The organism is Salmonella sp. 741265073_HBA (assembly GCF_046569105.1).
GTDB classification, from domain to species: Bacteria; Pseudomonadota; Gammaproteobacteria; order Enterobacterales; family Enterobacteriaceae; genus Salmonella; species Salmonella enterica.
In genome coordinates, this window is the sequence record NZ_JBKFRY010000010.1 from 104093 (window position 1) to 123960 (window position 19868).

The following is a 19868-nucleotide window of genomic DNA, read 5'->3' on the forward strand; positions in this document are numbered from 1 at the left end:
GAGTCCGGACGATGGAAAACGCGCTGATACCGTAATAAGTATCAGCGCGTTTTTTTTATCTATTTCTTAGCGCCAACAGAAAACCAGTAATGATACCAATTTGAGCAATATCGACCTGTTCAAAATTGCCACGAACGATATAAAAACCGACGAAAGATAAAAATAGCAAAAGATGAGCATTGTAGGGGCTTATCTCTACTTTCCTGAAGGTAGAGCTGGCTGTTTCCCTGATGATAGCGCCGTATAAATAGACCAGGCTCGCCAGACCCAATATGCCAGCACTAAACCAGATGTACAGGATGGTATTATGCGGACCGATGGATTCTTTAAAGGTCCACGTTGGATAATCGACAACGCGTTTATTATAAACACTATCATACACATCATTACCATAGCCGTAGCCCTTGATCGGGTTTTCCTGAATCAGTATCCATGCGGTGCCCTGGGTTCCGTTAGTATAACGATATGAGCTATCTGTCTGCTGTAATTTATACAGTAAATGTTCTGGGTCTGGTTTGTTATTATGTTGAGTGATAACCAAAGCGCCGATAATGGCTAATAAAATGGCACCAACTCCTATTAACTTCCATTGGCGGTTCAGTATTGCCCACAGAACACCTACTATGAGCACCGCCAACCATGCCCCTCGCGATAGGGTTCCCAGGATAAAGAAAAGGTAGATAGCGCTAAGCACCAAAAAAACCAACTTAATTGCATTTTTTCTAAACAGCCAAATATTCAATAATGCTGGAAATAAGAAAACCATGGAATCGGACATATGTCGATGCGCATAGCTTATGAATGGCATAATCCCTTTATTATAGTCCTCGATATACAGAATACTCTCTGCAAGGCAGCGAAGCCCTAAACTTGTTAAAAAGGAGAAAAGTACTATTTTCGCAACCGTTTCTTTTGTTTCATCTTTTAATAGTACGGGGATTAATAAAGTATATAATAAGAAACCCTCCAGTACCGTATTTTCAAATTCCTTGAAACTTTCTTTCATATCTGGCGATATGAGTATGGAATAAACAAGGATTAATGATAATACTGCTACGCTATAAAATACGCTATTTTTGAAAAGAGGAGAAAAACTTTTCGGTGAGCGTGAAACCTGATAAATCGCGGTGATAACCATAAGTATGATTATCAAATGTTTATAACGCGTAATACCATCCAGAAAATACGTAGCAACAAAAAGAAAAACCAGCGCTTTATTCCAGATCGGCTTCCATTTCTCTTTATTTAACGTTAATGATGTGGTTAGCATCTTTTCTCCACAATAGGTTTGGGATGAGACAGAGTCTCTTTAATGAATCTTTCCAAATACGCTTGTGGCATCTAAATTCGCCAGGTTCTGTTCTGGTGAGCAGCATGCCATTTGGTTCTTCCCATAACCTCCAATTAACCCAGGGTCCGTTGGGCCATATAGCGTAATATTCGGTCTGTCGAGCGCGGCGGTGAGATGGCTCAGGCCGGTATCAACCGATACGACAAATTTTGCGCCAGCCAGCACTCTGGCGACCTCCTCCAGGCTCATGCGCGGTAACACATCCACATAGTCAAAGCCTTCGGCCAGTCGTTTAGCACGGGCCTCCTCATGAGGCGCGCCCCAGGGAAGTTTTATCCGTAATCCGGTGTTGCCCACCAGGCCGATAAGCTCGCGCCAGTTTGCTTCCGGCCAGTGTTTATCATCGCGGGTCGTGGCATGTAAAAACACCGCATACGGATCGCTAACCGCCTGCTGGCAATGCAGAAAATGTTTTGCGATGGCATAATCGCCCTGCGACTGCGGTTTATCGTATCCCAGACTTTTGGCGAACAGCTCGCGCGTCCGTTCAACCGCATGTTGTTGCTTTGCGATATGGTGTTTACGGTTATAAAACAGGCTGGCCAGCGGTTCGCGGGCGGTACTCCAGTCCATACCGTGCTTTATCCCATGCGCCAGACGCGTCACCAGCGCCGCGCTTTTCACCAGCCCCTGCGCATCAATCACAGCGTCGTATTGGTATGCGCATACCGCCCGATGAAAGGCTGTGCGTTCCGCTTTGATGGGCGCGGAAAACCAGGCCTTGCGCCAACGGCGAATAGCGACGGGAATCACGCGATCGACAGCACTGTGCCAGGACGGAATTTGCGCAAACCCTTCTTCGACAACCCAATCAAATTGAATCCCCGGAATCGCCTGTTGCGCGTCGGTAAGCGCAGGCAGGGTATGTAATACGTCGCCCATCGATGATGTTTTAACGATCAAAACCCGCATTAAACGCCCTCTTCCGACAACAGCGAATGAAGCTCTTCCAGAACCCGCTGCGGCGTGATATCGATCAGGCTCTGGTGATAGCCTTGCGCCGTATCACCTTTACGCACTTTGTGATAACCCGTAATGAGACGAATCACCCGGGCCTTATGAGACAGCGGCGGCGTGAAATCCGGGCTACTTGGGCCATACAATGCGACCAGCGGGCGGTCGAGCGCCGCCGCGACGTGCATCAGCCCGGAATCGTTAGTGACGATGGCTTTACAGGCGGCTATCAGAATGACGGCCTGTTCCAGCTGGGTTTCCCCCGCCAGGTTGCGACACCATGCCTGCTGCTCGCTATTCAGCGCCGCCAGGATCTCATTTCCGGCTTCATGGTCTTTTGCCGAGCCAAACAGTACGACCTGATACCCTTCGTTAATGAGCTGTTTTGCCAGTTCGGCGTAGTGATAGTGCGGCCAACGTTTTGCCGGGCCAAATTCCGCGCCGGGGCAAAAGCCGATCAGAGGACGTTCAGAAGATATCGAAAAGTCGCTGCACATCAGCGACTTTTCACCCTCGCTAACCTGGAGCTGTGGCCAGAGTAGCGGCTGCGGCAGATCTTTCGCCGTGCGCATCACGCCCTTGTCATAGGCCAGCGCCACGTAGCGCTCCACCATCAGCGGCCAGGCGTCTTTATCAAGGACGCGCGCATCGTTCAGCAGGCCATAGCGCATTTCGCCGCGCCAGCCGGTACGGTGCGGGATATTGGCAAAGAAAGGAATCAGCGCCGATTTAAACGAATTTGGCAGCACCCAGGCGCGATCGTAGCGCTTCTCACGCAGGCTATGGCCCAATCTACGGCGCTCGCCGATTTCCAGCGCGCCGTGGCCCAGCGGCATGGGTATCGCCTCGTTAACTTCCGGCATACGCGATAACAACGGACGGCACCAGGCTGGCGCCATCACGTCGATTATCGCCTGGGGATAGCGCGCTTTAAGCGTGCGATAGAGACTTTGCGACATCATCATGTCGCCCACCCAGGACGGGCCAATGACCAAAATTTTCATACTTACGCGTCGCGGTTCAGCCAGGCCATATACTCCGTGACGCCTTCGGCGACGGTCTTAAAGGGTTTGTCGTAGCCCGCGTTGCGCAGATTGGTTAAATCCGCCTGCGTAAACGCCTGATAGCGACCTTTCAGCTTATCCGGGAACGGAATGTATTCAATGCTGCCTTTTTTATGGTATGCCAGCGTCGCGTCGGCGACGGCCTGGAAAGATTCCGCACGGCCTGTGCCCAGGTTAAAGATGCCGGACTTGCCGCTTTCCAGGAACCACAGGTTAACGGCGGCCACATCGCCCACGTAAACGAAGTCGCGCTTGAAGTTTTCGCTGCCTTCAAACAGTTTCGGGCTTTCGCCGTTGTTTAACTGTGTATTCAAATGAAATGCCACGCTTGCCATGCTGCCTTTATGGCCTTCACGTGGTCCATAGACGTTGAAATAGCGGAAACCGACAATCTGCGAGTTCGCTTCTGGCAGGATCTGGCGCACATATTCATCAAACAGGAATTTAGAATAGCCGTAAACGTTAAGCGGTTTTTCGTATTCGCGCGATTCGATGAAATCAGACGTGCGACCGCCATAGGTGGCGGCAGAAGAGGCGTAGAGGAACGGGATTTCGCGTTCAAGACAATAGTGCAGCAGCTCTTTGGAGTATTGATAGTTATTATCCATCATATACTTGCCGTCCCACTCGGTGGTGGAAGAGCAGGCGCCTTCATGGAAAATAGCTTCGATATCGCCGAGCTCTTCTCCGGACATAATCTGGATCAGGAAATCTTCCTTATCCATATAGTCAGCAATGTTCAGATCCACCAGGTTTACAAACTTGGTGCCGTCTTTCAGGTTATCCACCACCAGAATATCGGTGATACCTTTATCATTCAGGGCCTTAACGATATTGCTGCCGATAAAGCCCGCGCCGCCGGTAACGATGATCATAACTGTAACCTTTGAATTATGGTGTCAGAGACTGTCTCAGACATGAATGCTCTTATCATAACACTATTCATCCATTCACTGATAACCCGTGAGGATACGCGTGATTTATGCTGCATTTTAAAGAAGTGATGACGCGTCATCTCGTATCAACGTATCGCTTTGGGTAATATGTGCTGAAATTTGCCCAGTCTGGAGAATCGCAATGCGTGGGGATTTTTACAAACAGTTAACCAACGATCTGGAAACCGCCCGGGCGGAAGGATTGTTTAAAGAAGAGCGCATTATTACGTCTGCGCAGCAGGCGGATATCACCGTGGCGGATGGAAGCCACGTTATTAACTTTTGCGCCAATAACTATCTCGGGCTGGCGAATCACCCTGAGCTGATTAATGCCGCAAAAGCGGGCATGGACAGCCACGGTTTCGGTATGGCGTCCGTGCGTTTTATCTGCGGCACCCAGGACAGCCACAAAGCGCTGGAGCAAAAGCTGGCAAGCTTCCTCGGCATGGAAGATGCGATTCTGTATTCCTCCTGTTTCGACGCTAACGGCGGCTTGTTTGAGACGTTGCTGGGCGCGGAAGACGCCATTATCTCCGACGCGCTGAACCACGCGTCTATCATTGACGGCGTGCGTTTGTGTAAAGCGAAGCGCTATCGCTATGCCAACAACGATATGGCTGAGCTGGAAGCGCGGCTGAAAGAGGCGCGTGAGGCCGGCGCGCGTCATGTCCTGATCGCCACCGACGGGGTATTCTCAATGGATGGCGTCATCGCCAATCTGAAAGGTGTCTGTGATCTGGCCGATAAATACGATGCGCTGGTGATGGTTGATGATTCTCACGCGGTAGGCTTTGTCGGCGAAAACGGTCGCGGTTCCCATGAATACTGCGACGTAATGGGCCGCGTAGATATTATTACCGGTACGCTGGGCAAAGCGTTAGGCGGCGCATCCGGCGGTTATACCGCGGCGCGCAAAGAGGTCGTTGAGTGGTTGCGTCAGCGTTCCCGCCCATATCTGTTCTCCAATTCACTGGCGCCGGCGATCGTGGCGGCTTCTATTAAAGTGTTAGAGATGGTGGAAGCGGGCGCAGAACTGCGCGATCGCTTGTGGGCGAACGCCCGGCAGTTCCGTGAGCAGATGTCTGCCGCGGGATTTACGCTGGCAGGCGCGGATCACGCCATCATCCCGGTAATGCTGGGAGATGCGGTTGTCGCGCAGAAATTTGCCCGCGAACTGCAAAAAGAGGGCATTTACGTTACCGGTTTCTTCTATCCGGTCGTACCAAAAGGTCAGGCGCGTATTCGTACCCAGATGTCTGCGGCGCATACGCCTGAGCAAATTACGCGTGCGGTAGACGCGTTCACGCGTATTGGTAAACAACTGGGCGTGATTGCCTGAGGATGTAAGATGAAAGCGTTATCCAAACTGAAAGCGGAAGAGGGCATCTGGATGACCGACGTTCCGGAACCGGAAGTCGGCCATAACGATTTGCTGATTAAAATCCGTAAAACAGCCATCTGCGGCACTGACGTTCACATCTATAACTGGGATGGCTGGTCGCAAAAAACCATCCCGGTTCCGATGGTCGTGGGGCATGAATATGTCGGCGAAGTGGTCGGCATCGGTCAGGAAGTGAAAGGCTTTAAAATCGGCGATCGCGTCTCCGGCGAAGGTCATATCACCTGCGGTCATTGCCGCAACTGCCGTGGCGGTCGTACTCACCTGTGTCGCAACACCACCGGCGTGGGCGTCAACCGTCCCGGCTGCTTTGCGGAATACCTGGTCATCCCGGCGTTCAATGCGTTTAAAATCCCGGATAACATTTCTGATGATTTAGCCTCTATTTTCGACCCGTTTGGTAATGCGGTGCATACGGCGCTGTCTTTCGATCTGGTCGGCGAAGATGTACTGGTATCGGGGGCGGGGCCAATCGGCGTAATGGCCGCCGCGGTGGCGAAACATGTCGGCGCGCGTCATGTGGTGATTACTGACGTCAATGAATACCGTCTGGAGCTGGCGCGTAAAATGGGCGTCACCCGCGCGGTCAACGTCGCGAAAGAGAGCCTGAACGACGTCATGGCGGAGCTGGGAATGACCGAAGGGTTCGATGTGGGTCTGGAGATGTCCGGCGCGCCGCCGGCGTTTCGTACCATGCTGGACACCATGAATCACGGCGGTCGTATTGCGATGCTGGGGATTCCGCCATCAGATATGTCTATCGACTGGACAAAAGTTATCTTTAAGGGCTTGTTCATTAAAGGTATTTATGGTCGTGAGATGTTCGAAACGTGGTACAAAATGGCGGCGCTGATCCAGTCCGGTCTGGATCTGTCACCGATTATCACCCATCGTTTCTCTATTGATGATTTCCAGAAAGGTTTTGACGCCATGCGTTCAGGCCAGTCAGGAAAAGTTATTCTGAGCTGGGATTAATATGTATATACCCAAAATAATTCGAGTTGCTTAAAGGCGGCAAGGGAGTGAGCCCCAGGAGCATAGATAACTATGTGACTGGGGTGAACGACAAATCTGCCGGGAGCAGATTTGAACGTCGCTTGCGACGGCCCGTCAGGGCGAGGCCCATGGATGGGCCGAGTAATCCGTAGCCAACACATAAGCAACTTGAAGTATGAAGGGTATAGAGACCCGATGATATTTATCGGGTCTGATATACGTTTCATCGTAAAAGGTTGGTGTCATTCGCCAACCTTTTTTGTTAGGGAAAATCTGGAAAGCCGTAAAGAATTGTCATAGACATCAAGCATTCGTAATTGCGCTTTACTCTTATTTTACTCGCTAACGTCACGCTCTACTCTGAGTTTTGTGCTTGCTTTTTACTGTAAAAATTAATTATGGCGACTTAATAGTTTCTTAATAGAGCAACAGTATAAAGGCAGGGTAAATTAAGGTTTTTCTGGTAATCGTTATGAAAAATAGTAAAACCAAAGTGAGTATCATTATCCCGTTATATAATGCGGGAGCGGATTTTAATGCTTGCATGGCGTCGTTAATCGCGCAAACGTGGTCGGCGCTGGAAATTATTATTGTGAATGATGGATCGACGGATCATTCCGTTGAGATAGCAAAACATTACGCGGAACATTACCCGCATGTTCGACTGCTTCATCAGGCCAATGCTGGCGCATCTGTCGCCCGTAATCTTGGCCTGCAAGCGGCGACCGGCGATTACGTTGCCTTTGTCGATGCGGATGACCTGGTCTACCCGAAGATGTATGAAACGCTGATGACCATGGCGCTTAACGATGATCTGGACGTTGCGCAGTGTAATGCGGACTGGTGCGTCCGAAAAACCGGGCACGCCTGGCAATCTATTCCGACCGATCGTCTGCGTTCCACCGGGGTATTAAGCGGACCGGATTGGTTGCGTATGGCGCTGGCCTCGCGGCGCTGGACGCATGTTGTCTGGATGGGCGTTTATCGACGTGCGTTAATTACCGATAATAATATTACTTTCGTTCCCGGACTACATCATCAGGACATATTATGGTCGACGGAAGTCATGTTTAATGCCACGCGCGTACGTTATACCGAACAATCATTATATAAATATTTCCTGCATGATAATTCGGTAAGCCGTTTGCAAAGACAAGGCAATAAAAATCTTAATTATCAGCGGCATTATATTAAAATTACGCGGTTATTAGAAAAGCTCAATCGTGATTATGCCCGTCGTATTCCGATTTACCCGGAATTTCGCCAGCAAATTACCTGGGAAGCGTTACGCGTTTGTCATGCGGTACGTAAAGAGCCTGATATTTTGACCCGCCAGCGTATGATTGCCGAAATTTTTACTTCTGGCATGTATAGACGAATGATGGCTAACGTCCGCAGCGCGAAAGCGGCTTATCAGACGCTGCTCTGGTCTTTCCGGCTGTGGCAATGGCGCGACAAAACCTTGTCGCACCGTCGTATGGCCCGTAAGGCGCTCAATCTGTCTTAGCGCTCACGTTTTTAGGCGCGGCGATTTTCCCCCAGCCTTGCCACTGGTGCTGAAACCAGGCAACCACGGAACTTTGCGTAATGCTCTCGCCGATGACGCTGAAAAAGCGCGTAGCGTAGACCGGTTGCAGCGGTTTTTTCGGCTTGCACATCTTCACGCCGCGAAAGGGATTGCGCGGCGCGTCAATTTTCTGCGGTGTCAAATCAGGTCGGGACGTATCTACCTGCGGTTCGTTGAGCAGGCTGCCTGGGCGTACCAGGGTGATATCCGCCGGCAGGCGATAAACCATCTGTTGCAGCACGCGAACCGTTGCGGGATGCGGATGTCCAATCGCGATAGCGGAACCGTTGCGACGGGCCAGTTCGATAGCGCGATTAAACTGACGGCGGATATCCGCCTCGTTTTGCGTATCGTCGAGGAACACTTTGCGCTTGATCACTTTCACACCCGTACCGGATGCCGCGCGCATCGCCTGGCTATTGCCAATCGTCATGCTGTCGAGAAAATAGAGATTGTAATGTTCCAGCGCCTGCATCACTTTTTGCATACCGAACAGGCTGGAAGTCATTGCGCTGCCCATGTGGTTATTAAGCCCGACGGCATACGGCACGTTGTTTACCGCCTCGCGGATAATGCGCTCGATCTCATCGCTGCTCATATCTGGTCGCAGCGTATCCTTCTCCAGCGGCTGTTTGCTTAGCGGCGCCATCGGCAGATGGATTAACACCTCATGCCCGCTATTGTGCGCTTTAGTTGCCATTTCGCGCGCGTGCGGCGCGTTGGGCAGCACGGCGACGGAGATGTTTGGCGGCAGCGCCAGAACCTGGTTTTCCGTATGCGGGCGATAGCCAAAATCATCAATCACGATGGCGAGCTTGCCAGCGAAAACGGGATGTGCAAACGCCAGCAAAGTGGCCAGCGTGAGAATGGAGCGACGAAACTGAGGCAAAACTTATCTTCCCAACCACGGCTGTGGATTGACGGCCTGACCCTGGCGACGAATTTCGAAATAAAGCGAGGGTCTGCCCTGACCGCCGCTACTGCCCACAAGGGCGATAGGTTGTCCGGCGCGCACCTGCGCGCCTACGCTGACCAGCGCGCTCTGGTTATAGCCGTAAAGGCTCATATCGCCTTTACCATGCTCCACGACCACCACCAGGCCATAGCCTTGCAGCCAGTCCGCCAGAATCACCCTGCCGTCGGCGATGGCTTTGACTTCGGTGCCTTCCGACGCGCCGATCACCATCCCCTTCCAACGTAGCTCACCCTGCAGCCGTTCGCCATAGCGATGCAATATCGGGCCGCGTACCGGCCAGTATGCCTGACCGCGAGGCGCGCCCAGACCGCCGGTGCGGGACATTAGCGAACGCTCGCTTTCCGTCGGCTTATAGGTGCTGCCTTTACGCGAGGCTTCCTGCTGCTTATCGCGTACCGCCTGCGCTTCGCGGGCTTCACGCTCCGCTCGCGCTTTGGCCGCCGCTTCCGCCCGCGCGATACTGTTGCGTAGGCGTGATTCGTTGGCGCGTAGTTCGCTTAACTGTTGCTGGCCTTGCTGAATAGACGACTCCAGTCCGGCAAGCGTTTTCTTACGTTCATTACGCGCCTGCTCCAGCTTCGCCTGCTGAGCGCGCTGTTCATACAGCAACGTTTGTTGTTGGCTTTGCTTCTCTTCCAGCTCGGCTTTTTGTGTGGCGACCTGTTCGCGAGTCTGTTTCAGTTCGGCGATAGTCTCCTGGCGCGCCTGGTTCAGATAGCCGAAGTAGGCCTGCAGGCGTTGCCCACGCTGGCTTTCTTCTCCGCTAAGAATAAGCTGAATGCCGGTGTGTTCGCCCTGGCGGAAAGCGGCGTCCAACTGCGCGGCAAGATTACGCTCCTGGCTGGCTTTTTGCTGCTCCAGTTTGGCAATTGAGGCGTTCATCTCATCAATTTGCGCGTTTAACTGATCCAGAGTGCTTTGCGTTTCGCGCAGCTTACGCGCTGCGGCCGAGATGGCCTCTTCCTGGGCTTTCAGTTGTGCCAGGAGGCTGGCGCGCTGTTGCTGCTGCTGGCGTACGTCGCGTTCTTTCGCGGCGATATCGGCCTGAATAGATTTGAGTTGATCACGGTCATCCGCGTGGGCGGAAAAGGCGCACAACAATACGCCAGCGCTAAGTACGCTGGCGTAGAACAAAGGCCTGACTGAAAACGTTCTTGGTTTCACGGCCTGTTGAATGGTGTTAATCGCCTTTCCCCTCATGGGGAGGGATTATTCCACGATGAACAGCGGCTTACCAGTCATCTCTTGCGGGATTTCCATCCCCATCAGCGACAGCATGGTAGGCGCAATGTCTGAAAGTTTGCCGCCTTCGACCGCCTTCACGTTTTTCTCGCCGACATAAATCAGCGGCACCGGCAGGTTGGTGTGGGCGGTATGCGCCTGACCGGTCGCCGGATCGCGCATCTGCTCCGCGTTGCCGTGGTCCGCGGTAATCAACAGTTGTCCACCAACGGACCCAACCGCTTTTGTTACCTGTTCAATGCAGTTATCCAACGCTTCCACCGCTTTGATGGCGGCTTCCATCACGCCGGTATGACCGACCATATCGCCGTTTGGATAGTTACAAATGATGGTGTCGTACTTACCGCTTTCGATCGCCGCGACCAATTTTTCAGTCAATTCTGCAGAGCTCATTTCCGGTTGCAGGTCATAAGTGGCCACTTTCGGGGAGTTGATCAGAATGCGCTCTTCGCCAGCAAACGGTTCTTCTACGCCGCCGTTAAAGAAAAAGGTTACGTGCGCATATTTTTCCGTTTCGGAAATACGCAGTTGGGTTTTATCGTTTTTCGCCATCCACTCGCCGAACGTGTTCGCCAGCGAGGCTGGTGGGTAGGCAACGGCAGTTTTGATGTCGGCGGCGTATTCGGTCAGCATCACGAAGTTCAGATTAACCACTTTCTTACGCGCAAAGCCGTCGAAATCAGCATTAACGAAAGCGCGGGTAATTTCGCGCGCGCGGTCAGCGCGGAAGTTCATGAAAATCAGCGTGTCGCCGTCTTCCATCGCCGCATCAGCCTGGCCCTCGGCGCGGATAACGGTCGCTTTGACAAACTCATCGTTTTCATCACGAGCGTAAGCGGCCTGCAGGCCAGCCACAGCGGTATCCGCCTGGAATTCGCCCTGAGCCAGGGTCATCAGATCATACGCTTTTTCCACGCGATCCCAACGGTTGTCGCGGTCCATAGCGTAGTAACGACCGACGATAGACGCCACGCGGCCTTTGCCCAGCGCGGCGAATTTGTCTTCGAATTTTTTCAGCGAGGCTTCAGCGCTGCGCGGCGGCGTATCGCGACCGTCGAGGAAGGCGTGCAGATAGATTTTTTCTGCGCCGCGCTCTGCGGCCAGTTCCACCATCGCCATAATGTGATCTTCGTGGCTGTGGACGCCGCCCGCGGACAGCAGACCCATAATATGAACCGCTTTACCGGCGTTTTTCGCCTGGTCTACCGCATTGGTCAGGACTGGGTTAGCAAAGAAAGTACGTTCTTTAATTTCAACGTCCAGACGCGTCAGGTCCTGATAAACGATGCGGCCTGCGCCCAGGTTAACGTGGCCCACTTCGGAGTTGCCCATCTGGCGGTCAGGCAGACCCACTTCCAGACCGGATGCGTCGATCAGGGTATGCGGACGTTTTGCCCACAGAGCATCCATCACCGGGGTTTTGGCGTTTAAGATAGCGTTATCCTGCTGTTCTTCACGGTAGCCGTAGCCATCCAGAATCACCAGTACCATAGGTTTTTTAGAAACCGACATTGCGACAACCTCATACTCAATAGACAAAATAATTGCGTAATTTTACTACAGCTGAATCGATAAAATAGCCTCAGAAGATCAAAGAAAGGGATCGCGCTGGCGTGAGAAGGCAAGTAATAGCGTGATTTTTTTTCGTAGCGCCCCGCAAAAATGCATTCCAGTGCACGCTCTGGCTGTATTTGCGCCACTGCACAGGTATACTCCTTTCCTGGTTTTTTAATCACTACGTCGGGAGTTGTTACCCCCCATGCAAGAAATTATGCAATTTGTTGGCCGTCATCCCATACTGAGTATCGCCTGGATTGCGTTACTGGTGGCGGTTTTATTTACCACGTTCAAAGGTCTGACTTCAAAAGTTAAGGTGATTACACGCGGCGAAGCCACGCGCCTTATCAACAAAGAGGACGCCGTTGTTGTGGATTTACGTCAACGTGACGATTTCCGTAAAGGCCATATCGCTGGCGCGACCAATTTGCTGCCGAGCGAAATCAAAGCCAACAATGTTGGCGAACTGGAAAAGCACAAAGACAAGCCGATTATCGTGGTCGACGGTTCTGGTATGCAGTGCCAGGAATCCGCTAACGCGCTGACAAAAGTCGGCTTTGAAAAGGTCTTTGTGTTGAAAGAAGGCGTAGCAGGCTGGAGCGGCGAGAATCTGCCTCTGGTGCGCGGTAAGTGATACCCGTCGTTTTCATGACGTAAGGGGAATGACTTGCCCTTGCGTCGACATGAAATCCATCGGGTAAAAAACAGGAGCGAAGTCATGGCCAATATTGAAATCTACACCAAAGCAACCTGCCCGTTTTGCCATCGTGCAAAGGCGCTGTTAAACAGCAAGGGCGTGAGTTTCCAGGAAATTGCGATTGACGGCGACGCCGTGAAGCGTGAAGAGATGATCAAACGTAGTGGCCGAACGACGGTTCCGCAAATTTTTATTGATGCACAGCACATTGGCGGTTGTGACGACTTGTATGCGCTGGATGCGCGTGGTGGACTGGATCCGCTGTTGCGTTAAGGCGTACTCAAGTATTTAAGGACAACACTAAAGGGTTTTACACATGTCAGAACAAAATAACACTGAAATGGCTTTCCAGATCCAACGTATCTATACCAAGGATGTTTCTTTCGAAGCGCCAAACGCACCGCATGTTTTCCAGAAAGATTGGCAGCCAGAGGTTAAACTGGATCTTGATACGGCATCTTCCCAACTGGCGGATGACGTTTATGAAGTTGTGCTGCGTGTTACCGTAACGGCTTCCCTGGGGGAAGAAACCGCGTTCCTGTGCGAAGTTCAGCAGGCCGGTATTTTCTCCATCAGCGGTATTGAAGGTACTCAGATGGCGCATTGCCTGGGTGCATACTGCCCGAACATTCTGTTCCCGTATGCTCGCGAGTGCATCACCAGCCTGGTTTCACGCGGTACGTTCCCGCAACTGAACCTTGCGCCGGTCAACTTTGATGCGCTGTTCATGAACTATTTGCAGCAGCAGGCTGGCGAAGGTACTGAAGAACATCAGGATGCCTGATGAACCAAAGTAATGCGTCAATGACAGTCATCGGTGCCGGCTCGTACGGCACCGCTCTTGCCATCACTCTGGCGAGAAACGGCCACCAGGTTGTCCTGTGGGGCCACGACCCAAAACATATCGCGACCCTGGAGCACGATCGCTGCAACGTCGCGTTCCTTCCCGATGTGCCTTTTCCCGATACGTTACACCTGGAAAGCGACTTAGCAACCGCGCTGGCGGCCAGTCGTAACATTCTGGTGGTGGTGCCAAGCCATGTTTTCAGCGACGTGCTGCGGCAGATTAAACCGCTGATGCGTCCGGATGCGCGTCTGGTATGGGCGACCAAAGGCCTGGAAGCGGAAACGGGGCGCCTGTTGCAGGATGTCGCTCGAGAGGCGTTAGGCGATCAAATCCCGCTGGCGGTGATTTCCGGTCCGACGTTCGCTAAAGAGCTGGCGGCGGGTTTGCCGACGGCAATCTCTCTGGCCTCAACCGATGAGACCTTTGCCGACGATCTCCAGCAACTGTTGCACTGCGGAAAAAGTTTTCGCGTCTATATCAATGCGGATTTTATCGGCGTGCAGCTTGGCGGCGCGGTGAAAAACGTGATTGCGATTGGCGCGGGGATGTCTGACGGCATCGGCTTCGGCGCGAACGCCCGCACGGCGCTAATCACACGTGGGCTGACCGAAATGTCGCGGCTTGGCGCAGCGCTTGGTGCCGATCCCGCCACCTTTATGGGGATGGCGGGTTTAGGCGATCTGGTGCTGACCTGTACCGACAACCAGTCGCGCAACCGTCGTTTTGGCATGATGCTTGGCCAGGGCATGGACGTTAAAGGCGCGCAGGATAAGATTGGCCAGGTGGTCGAAGGCTATCGCAATACGAAAGAAGTTCGTGAATTGGCGCACCGTTTTGGTGTTGAAATGCCAATAACCGAGGAAATTTATCAAGTATTGTATTGCGGAAAAAACGCGCGCGAGGCAGCATTAACGTTATTAGGTCGCGCCCGCAAGGAAGAGCTGAGTCGCCACTAGCCGTAAGGAACTGTTTGCATAAACGACCCAACCCGCACAGAACGGGTTGGTCGTTTTCTGCCCGTCTGGAGTAAGCCATGCCGTGTGAAGAACTGGAAATCGTCTGGAAGAATATTAAAGCTGAAGCCCGCGCTTTAGCTGACTGTGAGCCTATGTTGGCCAGTTTTTATCACGCCACGCTACTCAAGCATGAAAATCTGGGCAGTGCGCTGAGCTATATGCTGGCAAATAAACTGGCTTCGCCCATCATGCCCGCTATCGCTATCCGTGAAGTAGTTGAAGAAGCCTATGCCGCCGACCCGGAAATGATCGCGTCGGCAGCCTGCGATATTCAGGCCGTGCGCACTCGCGATCCGGCGGTGGATAAATACTCCACGCCGCTGTTATATCTGAAAGGCTTTCATGCGCTACAGGCCTACCGCATTGGTCACTGGTTGTGGAATAAAGGTCGCCGCGCGCTGGCTATCTTCCTGCAAAATCAGGTTTCGGTCTCGTTTCAGGTGGATATTCACCCGGCAGCGAAAATTGGCCGCGGGATTATGCTCGACCATGCCACCGGTATTGTGGTGGGGGAGACGGCGGTTATTGAAGATGATGTGTCGATTCTGCAATCCGTCACCCTGGGCGGTACCGGGAAAACGAGCGGCGATCGCCATCCTAAAATCCGCGAAGGCGTGATGATTGGCGCGGGCGCGAAAATTCTTGGCAATATCGAGGTGGGGCGCGGCGCGAAAATTGGCGCAGGTTCCGTCGTTTTACAGCCTGTCCCGCCGCACACTACCGCCGCAGGCGTTCCGGCGCGTATTGTCGGCAAGCCTGGCAGCGATAAGCCGTCGATGGATATGGATCAGCATTTCAACGGGCTACATCATACGTTTGAGTATGGCGACGGCATCTGATTTCGAGCTATCTTACTTGCCATATTGAACCTGGGCTATGCTCGTCATCCTCTTGTATTGCGTGTACGCTCAGGTAGACAAGCGCAGTCCGTGTCCAATCTGGCTGCGCCGATAACGCTCGAAACGAATATTATCAATATTAATGTAGGCCGGATAAGGCGTCAGCCGCCATCCGCACAAATCAACTGCGCAATACCGCGCCGGGGTATCCTAACTGGCGCCACGCTTCATACACCACCACCGACACCGCATTCGACAGGTTCATGCTACGGCTATCCGGCATCATCGGAATGCGAATCTTCTGCTCTTTAGGCAACGCATCGAGAATGCTGGCGGGCAGGCCGCGCGTTTCCGGGCCAAACATCAAATAATCGCCATCCTGATAGCTTACGGCGCTATGGGCGGGCGTCCCCTTTGTCGTCAACGCAAACAGGCGCTGCGGGTTTTCAGCGGCGACAAAGGCGGCATAATCGTGATGGCGCTGAACCGCGGCGAATTCGTGATAGTCCAGCCCTGCGCGGCGTAAGCGCTTATCATCCCAGGTAAACCCCATCGGTTCGATGATGTGCAGACGAAAGCCGGTATTGGCGCAAAGACGAATGATGTTGCCGGTATTCGGCGGGATTTCTGGTTCGAAGAGTACGATGTTAAGCATGATGCCCCCTTAAATGCGGGGGGCAGAATAGCAGAAATTTACCGGGCTCTCACGCGCCAGGCGTTCAGGCGGCATCGCCTTTGCTCATTGGCGCCAGCGCGGCGGGCAAACTTCTCCCCAGTTCCTGCACCAGTGAATCGCCACTGATTTCGCTAATGGATTTCGCGCCGGTCAGGGTCATGGCGACTTTCATCTCTTTCTCGATCAGGTCCAGCAGGTTGGCGACACCCGCTTTTCCTGCCGTCGCCAGCGCGTAGAGATAGGCCCGACCCAGCAGTACGGTATCGGCCCCCAACGCAATCATACGCACGACATCCAGCCCGTTACGAATCCCGCTATCTGCCAGAATGGCGATATCGCCTTTCACCGCATCGGCAATGGCGGGCAGGGCGCGGGCGGAAGAGAGCACGCCATCGAGCTGGCGGCCGCCGTGATTCGACACCACGATACCGTCAGCGCCGAAACGTACCGCATCGCGGGCATCTTCTGGATCGAGGATCCCTTTGATCACCATTGGGCCGTCCCAGAATTCGCGTATCCACTCCAGATCTTTCCAGGAGATGGACGGATCGAAGTTATTTGCCAGCCAGCCGATATAGTCCTCAAGGCCGGTCGGTTTACCCAGATAGGCGGAAATATTGCCTAAATCATGCGGGCGACCGTTCAGGCCGACATCCCACGCCCATTTAGGGTGCATCACCGCCTGCCAGTAACGGCGCATGGCCGCGTTTGGGCCGCTCATCCCGGAGTGGGCGTCACGGTAGCGCGCGCCCGGCGTCGGCATATCCACGGTAAAGACCAGCGTGGAGCAGCCCGCCGCTTTTGCTCGTTCCAGCGCATTACGCATAAAGCCCCGGTCACGCAGCACATAAAGCTGGAACCACATCGGGCGCTTAATGGTTGGTGCAACTTCTTCAATCGGACAGACGGAGACGGTGGAAAGGGTGAACGGAATGCCCTTTGCGTCTGCGGCGGCGGCGGCCTGTACTTCGCCGCGACGGGCGTACATGCCGCACAGGCCTACCGGCGCTAATGCCACCGGCATCGACAACGTTTCGTTAAACAGGGTCGTTTCCAGGCTTAAATCGGACATATTTTTCAGCACACGTTGGCGCAGAGCGACTTGCGACAGGTCTTCCACATTTCGGCGCAGGGTATATTCCGCATACGCGCCGCCGTCGATGTAGTGGAAGAGGAAAGGAGGCAGTGTGCGCTGAGCTGCGGCGCGATAATCGCTGGCTGCTGAAATAATCATGATTTATTCTCCCTGGTCATCTCATTATGGTCGCCGGGCAGGCGGGTAATACGCGCCTGGCGGGCCTGGTCTTCATCAAATCGTTTAATCGTAGTGTGGACAAAACTGAGGTGCGCCATCATCGCTTTACGCGCGCCCTCGGCGTTACCGTCCAGAATGGCGTCCATCACCGCCTGGTGTTGTTCCGTCAGCTTTGAGAATACGGGCGGAACGAGATACATACGCTGGCGACTCTGTTTGACGGAGGATTGCAGGACGTCGAAGAACCCGCGCATGGTTTGCAACAGCACCACATTGTGCGAGGCTTCCGCGATCGCCAGATGAAAGCGCACGTCGGCCTGGGAGGCGAGATCCGGGTCTTCGCTGAGCGTCGCATCAAAGCAGAGTCTGATCTTCTCTTTGTCGGCGCTGGTGGCCCGCATGGCGGCGTGCCAGGCAGTACTGGCTTCAATGGCGTGGCGGGCTTCCAGAATATCGAAGCTGTAGTCCGGATCGTCCGCCAGCAGGGTTTTCAGCGGCTGAACGATGTTTTGTTCAGACCAGGCTTCATGCTGCCAGCGAACAAACGTCCCGCCGCCGCGACGGCTCACCAGCACGCCTTCGCTGACCAGCTTCGCCAGCGCTTCGCGTAAAGAGTTGCGTGATACGCCAAGCTGTTGAGCCAACTGGCGCTCGGCGGGCAATTTCATGCCCGCTTCCAGGTTTTGTTCTTCAATCAGCGCCCGCACGCGAGAGGCAATCTCGTCTGACAGGCGTTTTGGCATCACAATCACGGAATCATCCAGGTTAAAACATAGGCCTGAAGCGTAGTGATCACGCCCACCATACAGGTGAAGATCAGGCTGTGTTTGACGGTAAAACGGAACAGATCGGACTCTTTCCCTACCAGTCCCACCGCCGCGCAGGCGATGGCGATAGACTGCGGCGAGATCATCTTCCCGGTTACGCCTCCAGTGGTATTCGCCGCCACCATCAGCACATCAGAGACGCCGATTTGCTGCGCCGCGGTAGCCTGTAGAGAGGCAAACAGCGCGTTAGATGAGGTATCCGAGCCGGTCAGGAATACCCCCAGCCAGCCGAGGAACGGCGAGAAGAACGTGAAGGCGCTGCCGGTGTGCGCCAGCGCTAACGCCAGCGTGGAGGAAAGCCCGGAATAGTTCGAGATAAACGCGAACGCCAGCACCATGCCGATGGAGTAAATCGGCAACGCCAGCTCTTTCAGCGTGCTGCCAAAGGTCTGGATTGCGGCTGAGGGTTTCATTTTCAGCCAGACGATAGACAACAGCGCGGCAAACAGGATCGCCGTGCCGGTGGCGGAGAACCAGTCAAATTTATACACCGCCGCGTAAGCGGTCGCTTCGTGTACGACCGGCGGCATACGGGCGACCAGTTTATCGAGATACGGTACCGGAACGTTAATTACCCAGTCATACAGGGCGCCGCCGGGGGCAAACAGCGCTTTGAACGGCGGTATGCTCCAGAGAGTGACCGTGGCGGTCAGGAACAGGAACGGCGACCAGGCGCGAACAATTTGTCCTGTCGTATAGCGGGTACGGGCCAGCGTCTGATCGACCTGCGACGCGCCCATATCGCCGAAGCGGAAGATGCGTACCGGCTGCCAACGTTTGAGGAACAGCGTCAGACACACCAGAGACACCAGAGAAGAGATAATATCCGGCAGTTCCGGCCCGATAAAGTTGGAGCTGAGATACTGGGCGATAGCAAATGAACCGCCAGAGACCATCACCGCAGGCCAGGTTTCTTTCACGCCGCGCCAGCCGTCCATAATCGCCATAATCCAGAACAGCACGATAATGGTCAGGAATGGCAACTGGCGGCCTACCATCTGACCGATTTCAAAGCTGTCCAGGCCCGTAACCTGTCCGGCAACCAGAATCGGAATACCCATCGCGCCAAAGGCGACTGGCGCGGTGTTTACAATCAGGCACAGCCCTGCCGCATACAGCGGATTAAAGCCCAGACCCACCAGCAGCGCGGCGGTTATCGCCACCGGCGCGCCGAAACCCGCCGCACCTTCAAGGAACGCGCCGAAGCAGAAGCCGACAATCAGCATTTGCAGGCGTTGATCGGGGGTTATCGACAGAATTGACGAGCGGATAATGTCAAACTGCCCGGTCTTTACCGAGATTTTATAGACGAAGACCGCGGCGATGATTATCCAGGCAATCGGCCATAGCCCGTAGAAGAAGCCATACACGACCGATGCCAGTGCGTGATCGACCGGCATTTTATAGAACAGCAGCGCGACGGCGAGCGCGATAACCACCGTCCACGAAGCGGCAACGTAGCCTTTCAGCTTGAGTTTAATCAGGGCGAAAAAGAAGAACAGGATTGGGAGCGATGCGATCAGGCTGGAAAGCCAGATATTACCCGCCGGGTCATAGTTTTGTTGCCAGAGGTTCATTGCAGGTCTCCTGAGAACCACACGCATAATGGGATGAATCTTTGCTCATCTCGTTGGGGTCACATTATGTGTAAAAGTGGTCCTGCCAATATT

19 protein-coding genes are annotated in these 19868 nt (G+C 53.7%); 8 read left to right on the forward strand and 11 right to left on the reverse strand.

What is annotated here, in order from left to right; all coding sequences use genetic code 11:
* Positions 1-55: 55 nt before the first annotated feature.
* Genes rfaL through rfaD form a run of 4 tightly spaced genes read right to left on the reverse strand, consistent with a single transcriptional unit; the run spans position 56 to position 4244 of the window.
* Complete coding sequence (rfaL, locus tag ACLD3P_RS14705) at positions 56-1270, reverse strand: O-antigen ligase RfaL (RefSeq protein ID WP_131046733.1); 1215 nt, start codon at positions 1268-1270, stop codon at positions 56-58.
* Between the two features lie 39 nt (positions 1271-1309).
* Entirely contained in the window at positions 1310-2263 is a 954-nt protein-coding gene (gene rfaC / locus ACLD3P_RS14710; RefSeq protein ID WP_001264614.1) for a lipopolysaccharide heptosyltransferase RfaC, read from the reverse strand.
* Entirely contained in the window at positions 2263-3309 is a 1047-nt protein-coding gene (gene rfaF, locus ACLD3P_RS14715; protein ID WP_023213299.1) for an ADP-heptose--LPS heptosyltransferase RfaF, read from the reverse strand. The genes rfaC and rfaF overlap by 1 nt, the downstream gene beginning before the upstream one ends.
* Before the next feature lie 2 nt (positions 3310-3311).
* The gene (gene rfaD, locus ACLD3P_RS14720) at positions 3312-4244 is read right to left on the reverse strand and encodes an ADP-glyceromanno-heptose 6-epimerase (RefSeq protein WP_000587771.1); all 933 of its coding nucleotides are present in this window, start codon (positions 4242-4244) and stop codon (positions 3312-3314) included.
* A gap of 202 nt (positions 4245-4446) precedes the next feature.
* On the opposite strand from rfaD, the gene kbl reads away from it, so the two are divergent.
* The 3 genes from kbl (at position 4447) to ACLD3P_RS14735 (ending at position 8206) form a co-directional block, all read left to right on the forward strand.
* Positions 4447-5643: a glycine C-acetyltransferase gene (gene kbl / locus ACLD3P_RS14725; protein ID WP_001213790.1), complete on the forward strand. Its 1197-nt coding sequence runs from the start codon at positions 4447-4449 to the stop codon at positions 5641-5643.
* Positions 5644-5652: 9 nt separating this feature from the next.
* Entirely contained in the window at positions 5653-6678 is a 1026-nt protein-coding gene (gene tdh / locus ACLD3P_RS14730) for an L-threonine 3-dehydrogenase (RefSeq protein ID WP_131046734.1), read from the forward strand.
* 493 nt (positions 6679-7171) lie between these two features.
* Positions 7172-8206, forward strand: a complete 1035-nt coding sequence (locus ACLD3P_RS14735; RefSeq protein WP_000798190.1) for a glycosyltransferase — start codon at positions 7172-7174, stop codon at positions 8204-8206.
* Here ACLD3P_RS14735 and ACLD3P_RS14740 read toward each other — a convergent pair.
* The 3 genes from ACLD3P_RS14740 to gpmM are packed head-to-tail and all read right to left on the reverse strand — an operon-like array spanning position 8193 to position 11996.
* Entirely contained in the window at positions 8193-9155 is a 963-nt protein-coding gene (locus ACLD3P_RS14740) for a divergent polysaccharide deacetylase family protein (RefSeq protein WP_001135510.1), read from the reverse strand. The two genes, ACLD3P_RS14735 and ACLD3P_RS14740, sit on opposite strands and share 14 nt — an antisense overlap.
* Before the next feature lie 3 nt (positions 9156-9158).
* Positions 9159-10418 carry a murein hydrolase activator EnvC gene (envC, locus tag ACLD3P_RS14745; protein WP_058814511.1) on the reverse strand — a complete coding sequence of 420 codons (1260 nt, stop codon included), beginning with the start codon at positions 10416-10418 and terminating at the stop codon, positions 9159-9161.
* Between the two features lie 33 nt (positions 10419-10451).
* Positions 10452-11996, reverse strand: a complete 1545-nt coding sequence (gene gpmM, locus ACLD3P_RS14750; protein ID WP_080210349.1) for a 2,3-bisphosphoglycerate-independent phosphoglycerate mutase — start codon at positions 11994-11996, stop codon at positions 10452-10454.
* Positions 11997-12243: 247 nt separating this feature from the next.
* On the opposite strand from gpmM, the gene ACLD3P_RS14755 reads away from it, so the two are divergent.
* The 5 genes from ACLD3P_RS14755 to cysE all read left to right on the forward strand — a co-directional run bounded on the left by ACLD3P_RS14755 (position 12244) and on the right by cysE (position 15440).
* Positions 12244-12675, forward strand: a complete 432-nt coding sequence (locus ACLD3P_RS14755) for a rhodanese-like domain-containing protein (protein WP_411006711.1) — start codon at positions 12244-12246, stop codon at positions 12673-12675.
* An 84-nt stretch (positions 12676-12759) separates the two neighbouring features.
* Complete coding sequence (grxC, locus tag ACLD3P_RS14760) at positions 12760-13011, forward strand: glutaredoxin 3 (protein ID WP_001273795.1); 252 nt, start codon at positions 12760-12762, stop codon at positions 13009-13011.
* A 43-nt stretch (positions 13012-13054) separates the two neighbouring features.
* A complete protein-coding gene (gene secB, locus ACLD3P_RS14765) occupies positions 13055-13522 on the forward strand; it encodes a protein-export chaperone SecB (protein WP_000003370.1) in 468 nt (155 codons plus the stop codon).
* Complete coding sequence (gene gpsA / locus ACLD3P_RS14770; RefSeq protein WP_001076596.1) at positions 13522-14541, forward strand: NAD(P)H-dependent glycerol-3-phosphate dehydrogenase; 1020 nt, start codon at positions 13522-13524, stop codon at positions 14539-14541. The genes secB and gpsA overlap by 1 nt, the downstream gene beginning before the upstream one ends.
* A gap of 77 nt (positions 14542-14618) precedes the next feature.
* Positions 14619-15440 (forward strand): serine O-acetyltransferase, encoded by an 822-nt coding sequence (gene cysE / locus ACLD3P_RS14775; protein WP_001112114.1) that lies wholly within the window; start codon positions 14619-14621, stop codon positions 15438-15440.
* Positions 15441-15621: 181 nt separating this feature from the next.
* Here the strand turns inward: cysE and trmL are convergent, their stop codons facing one another.
* From trmL to lldP, 4 genes are all read right to left on the reverse strand, one after another.
* Positions 15622-16095: a tRNA (uridine(34)/cytosine(34)/5-carboxymethylaminomethyluridine(34)-2'-O)-methyltransferase TrmL gene (gene trmL / locus ACLD3P_RS14780; protein ID WP_000932335.1), complete on the reverse strand. Its 474-nt coding sequence runs from the start codon at positions 16093-16095 to the stop codon at positions 15622-15624.
* Between the two features lie 64 nt (positions 16096-16159).
* Positions 16160-17350 (reverse strand): FMN-dependent L-lactate dehydrogenase LldD, encoded by a 1191-nt coding sequence (lldD, locus tag ACLD3P_RS14785; RefSeq protein WP_000586991.1) that lies wholly within the window; start codon positions 17348-17350, stop codon positions 16160-16162.
* Positions 17347-18123 (reverse strand): transcriptional regulator LldR, encoded by a 777-nt coding sequence (gene lldR, locus ACLD3P_RS14790; protein WP_076727395.1) that lies wholly within the window; start codon positions 18121-18123, stop codon positions 17347-17349. The genes lldD and lldR overlap by 4 nt, the downstream gene beginning before the upstream one ends.
* Entirely contained in the window at positions 18120-19775 is a 1656-nt protein-coding gene (gene lldP, locus ACLD3P_RS14795; RefSeq protein ID WP_001055308.1) for an L-lactate permease, read from the reverse strand. Before lldP ends, lldR begins: the two co-directional genes overlap by 4 nt.
* Positions 19776-19868 lie beyond the last annotated feature (93 nt).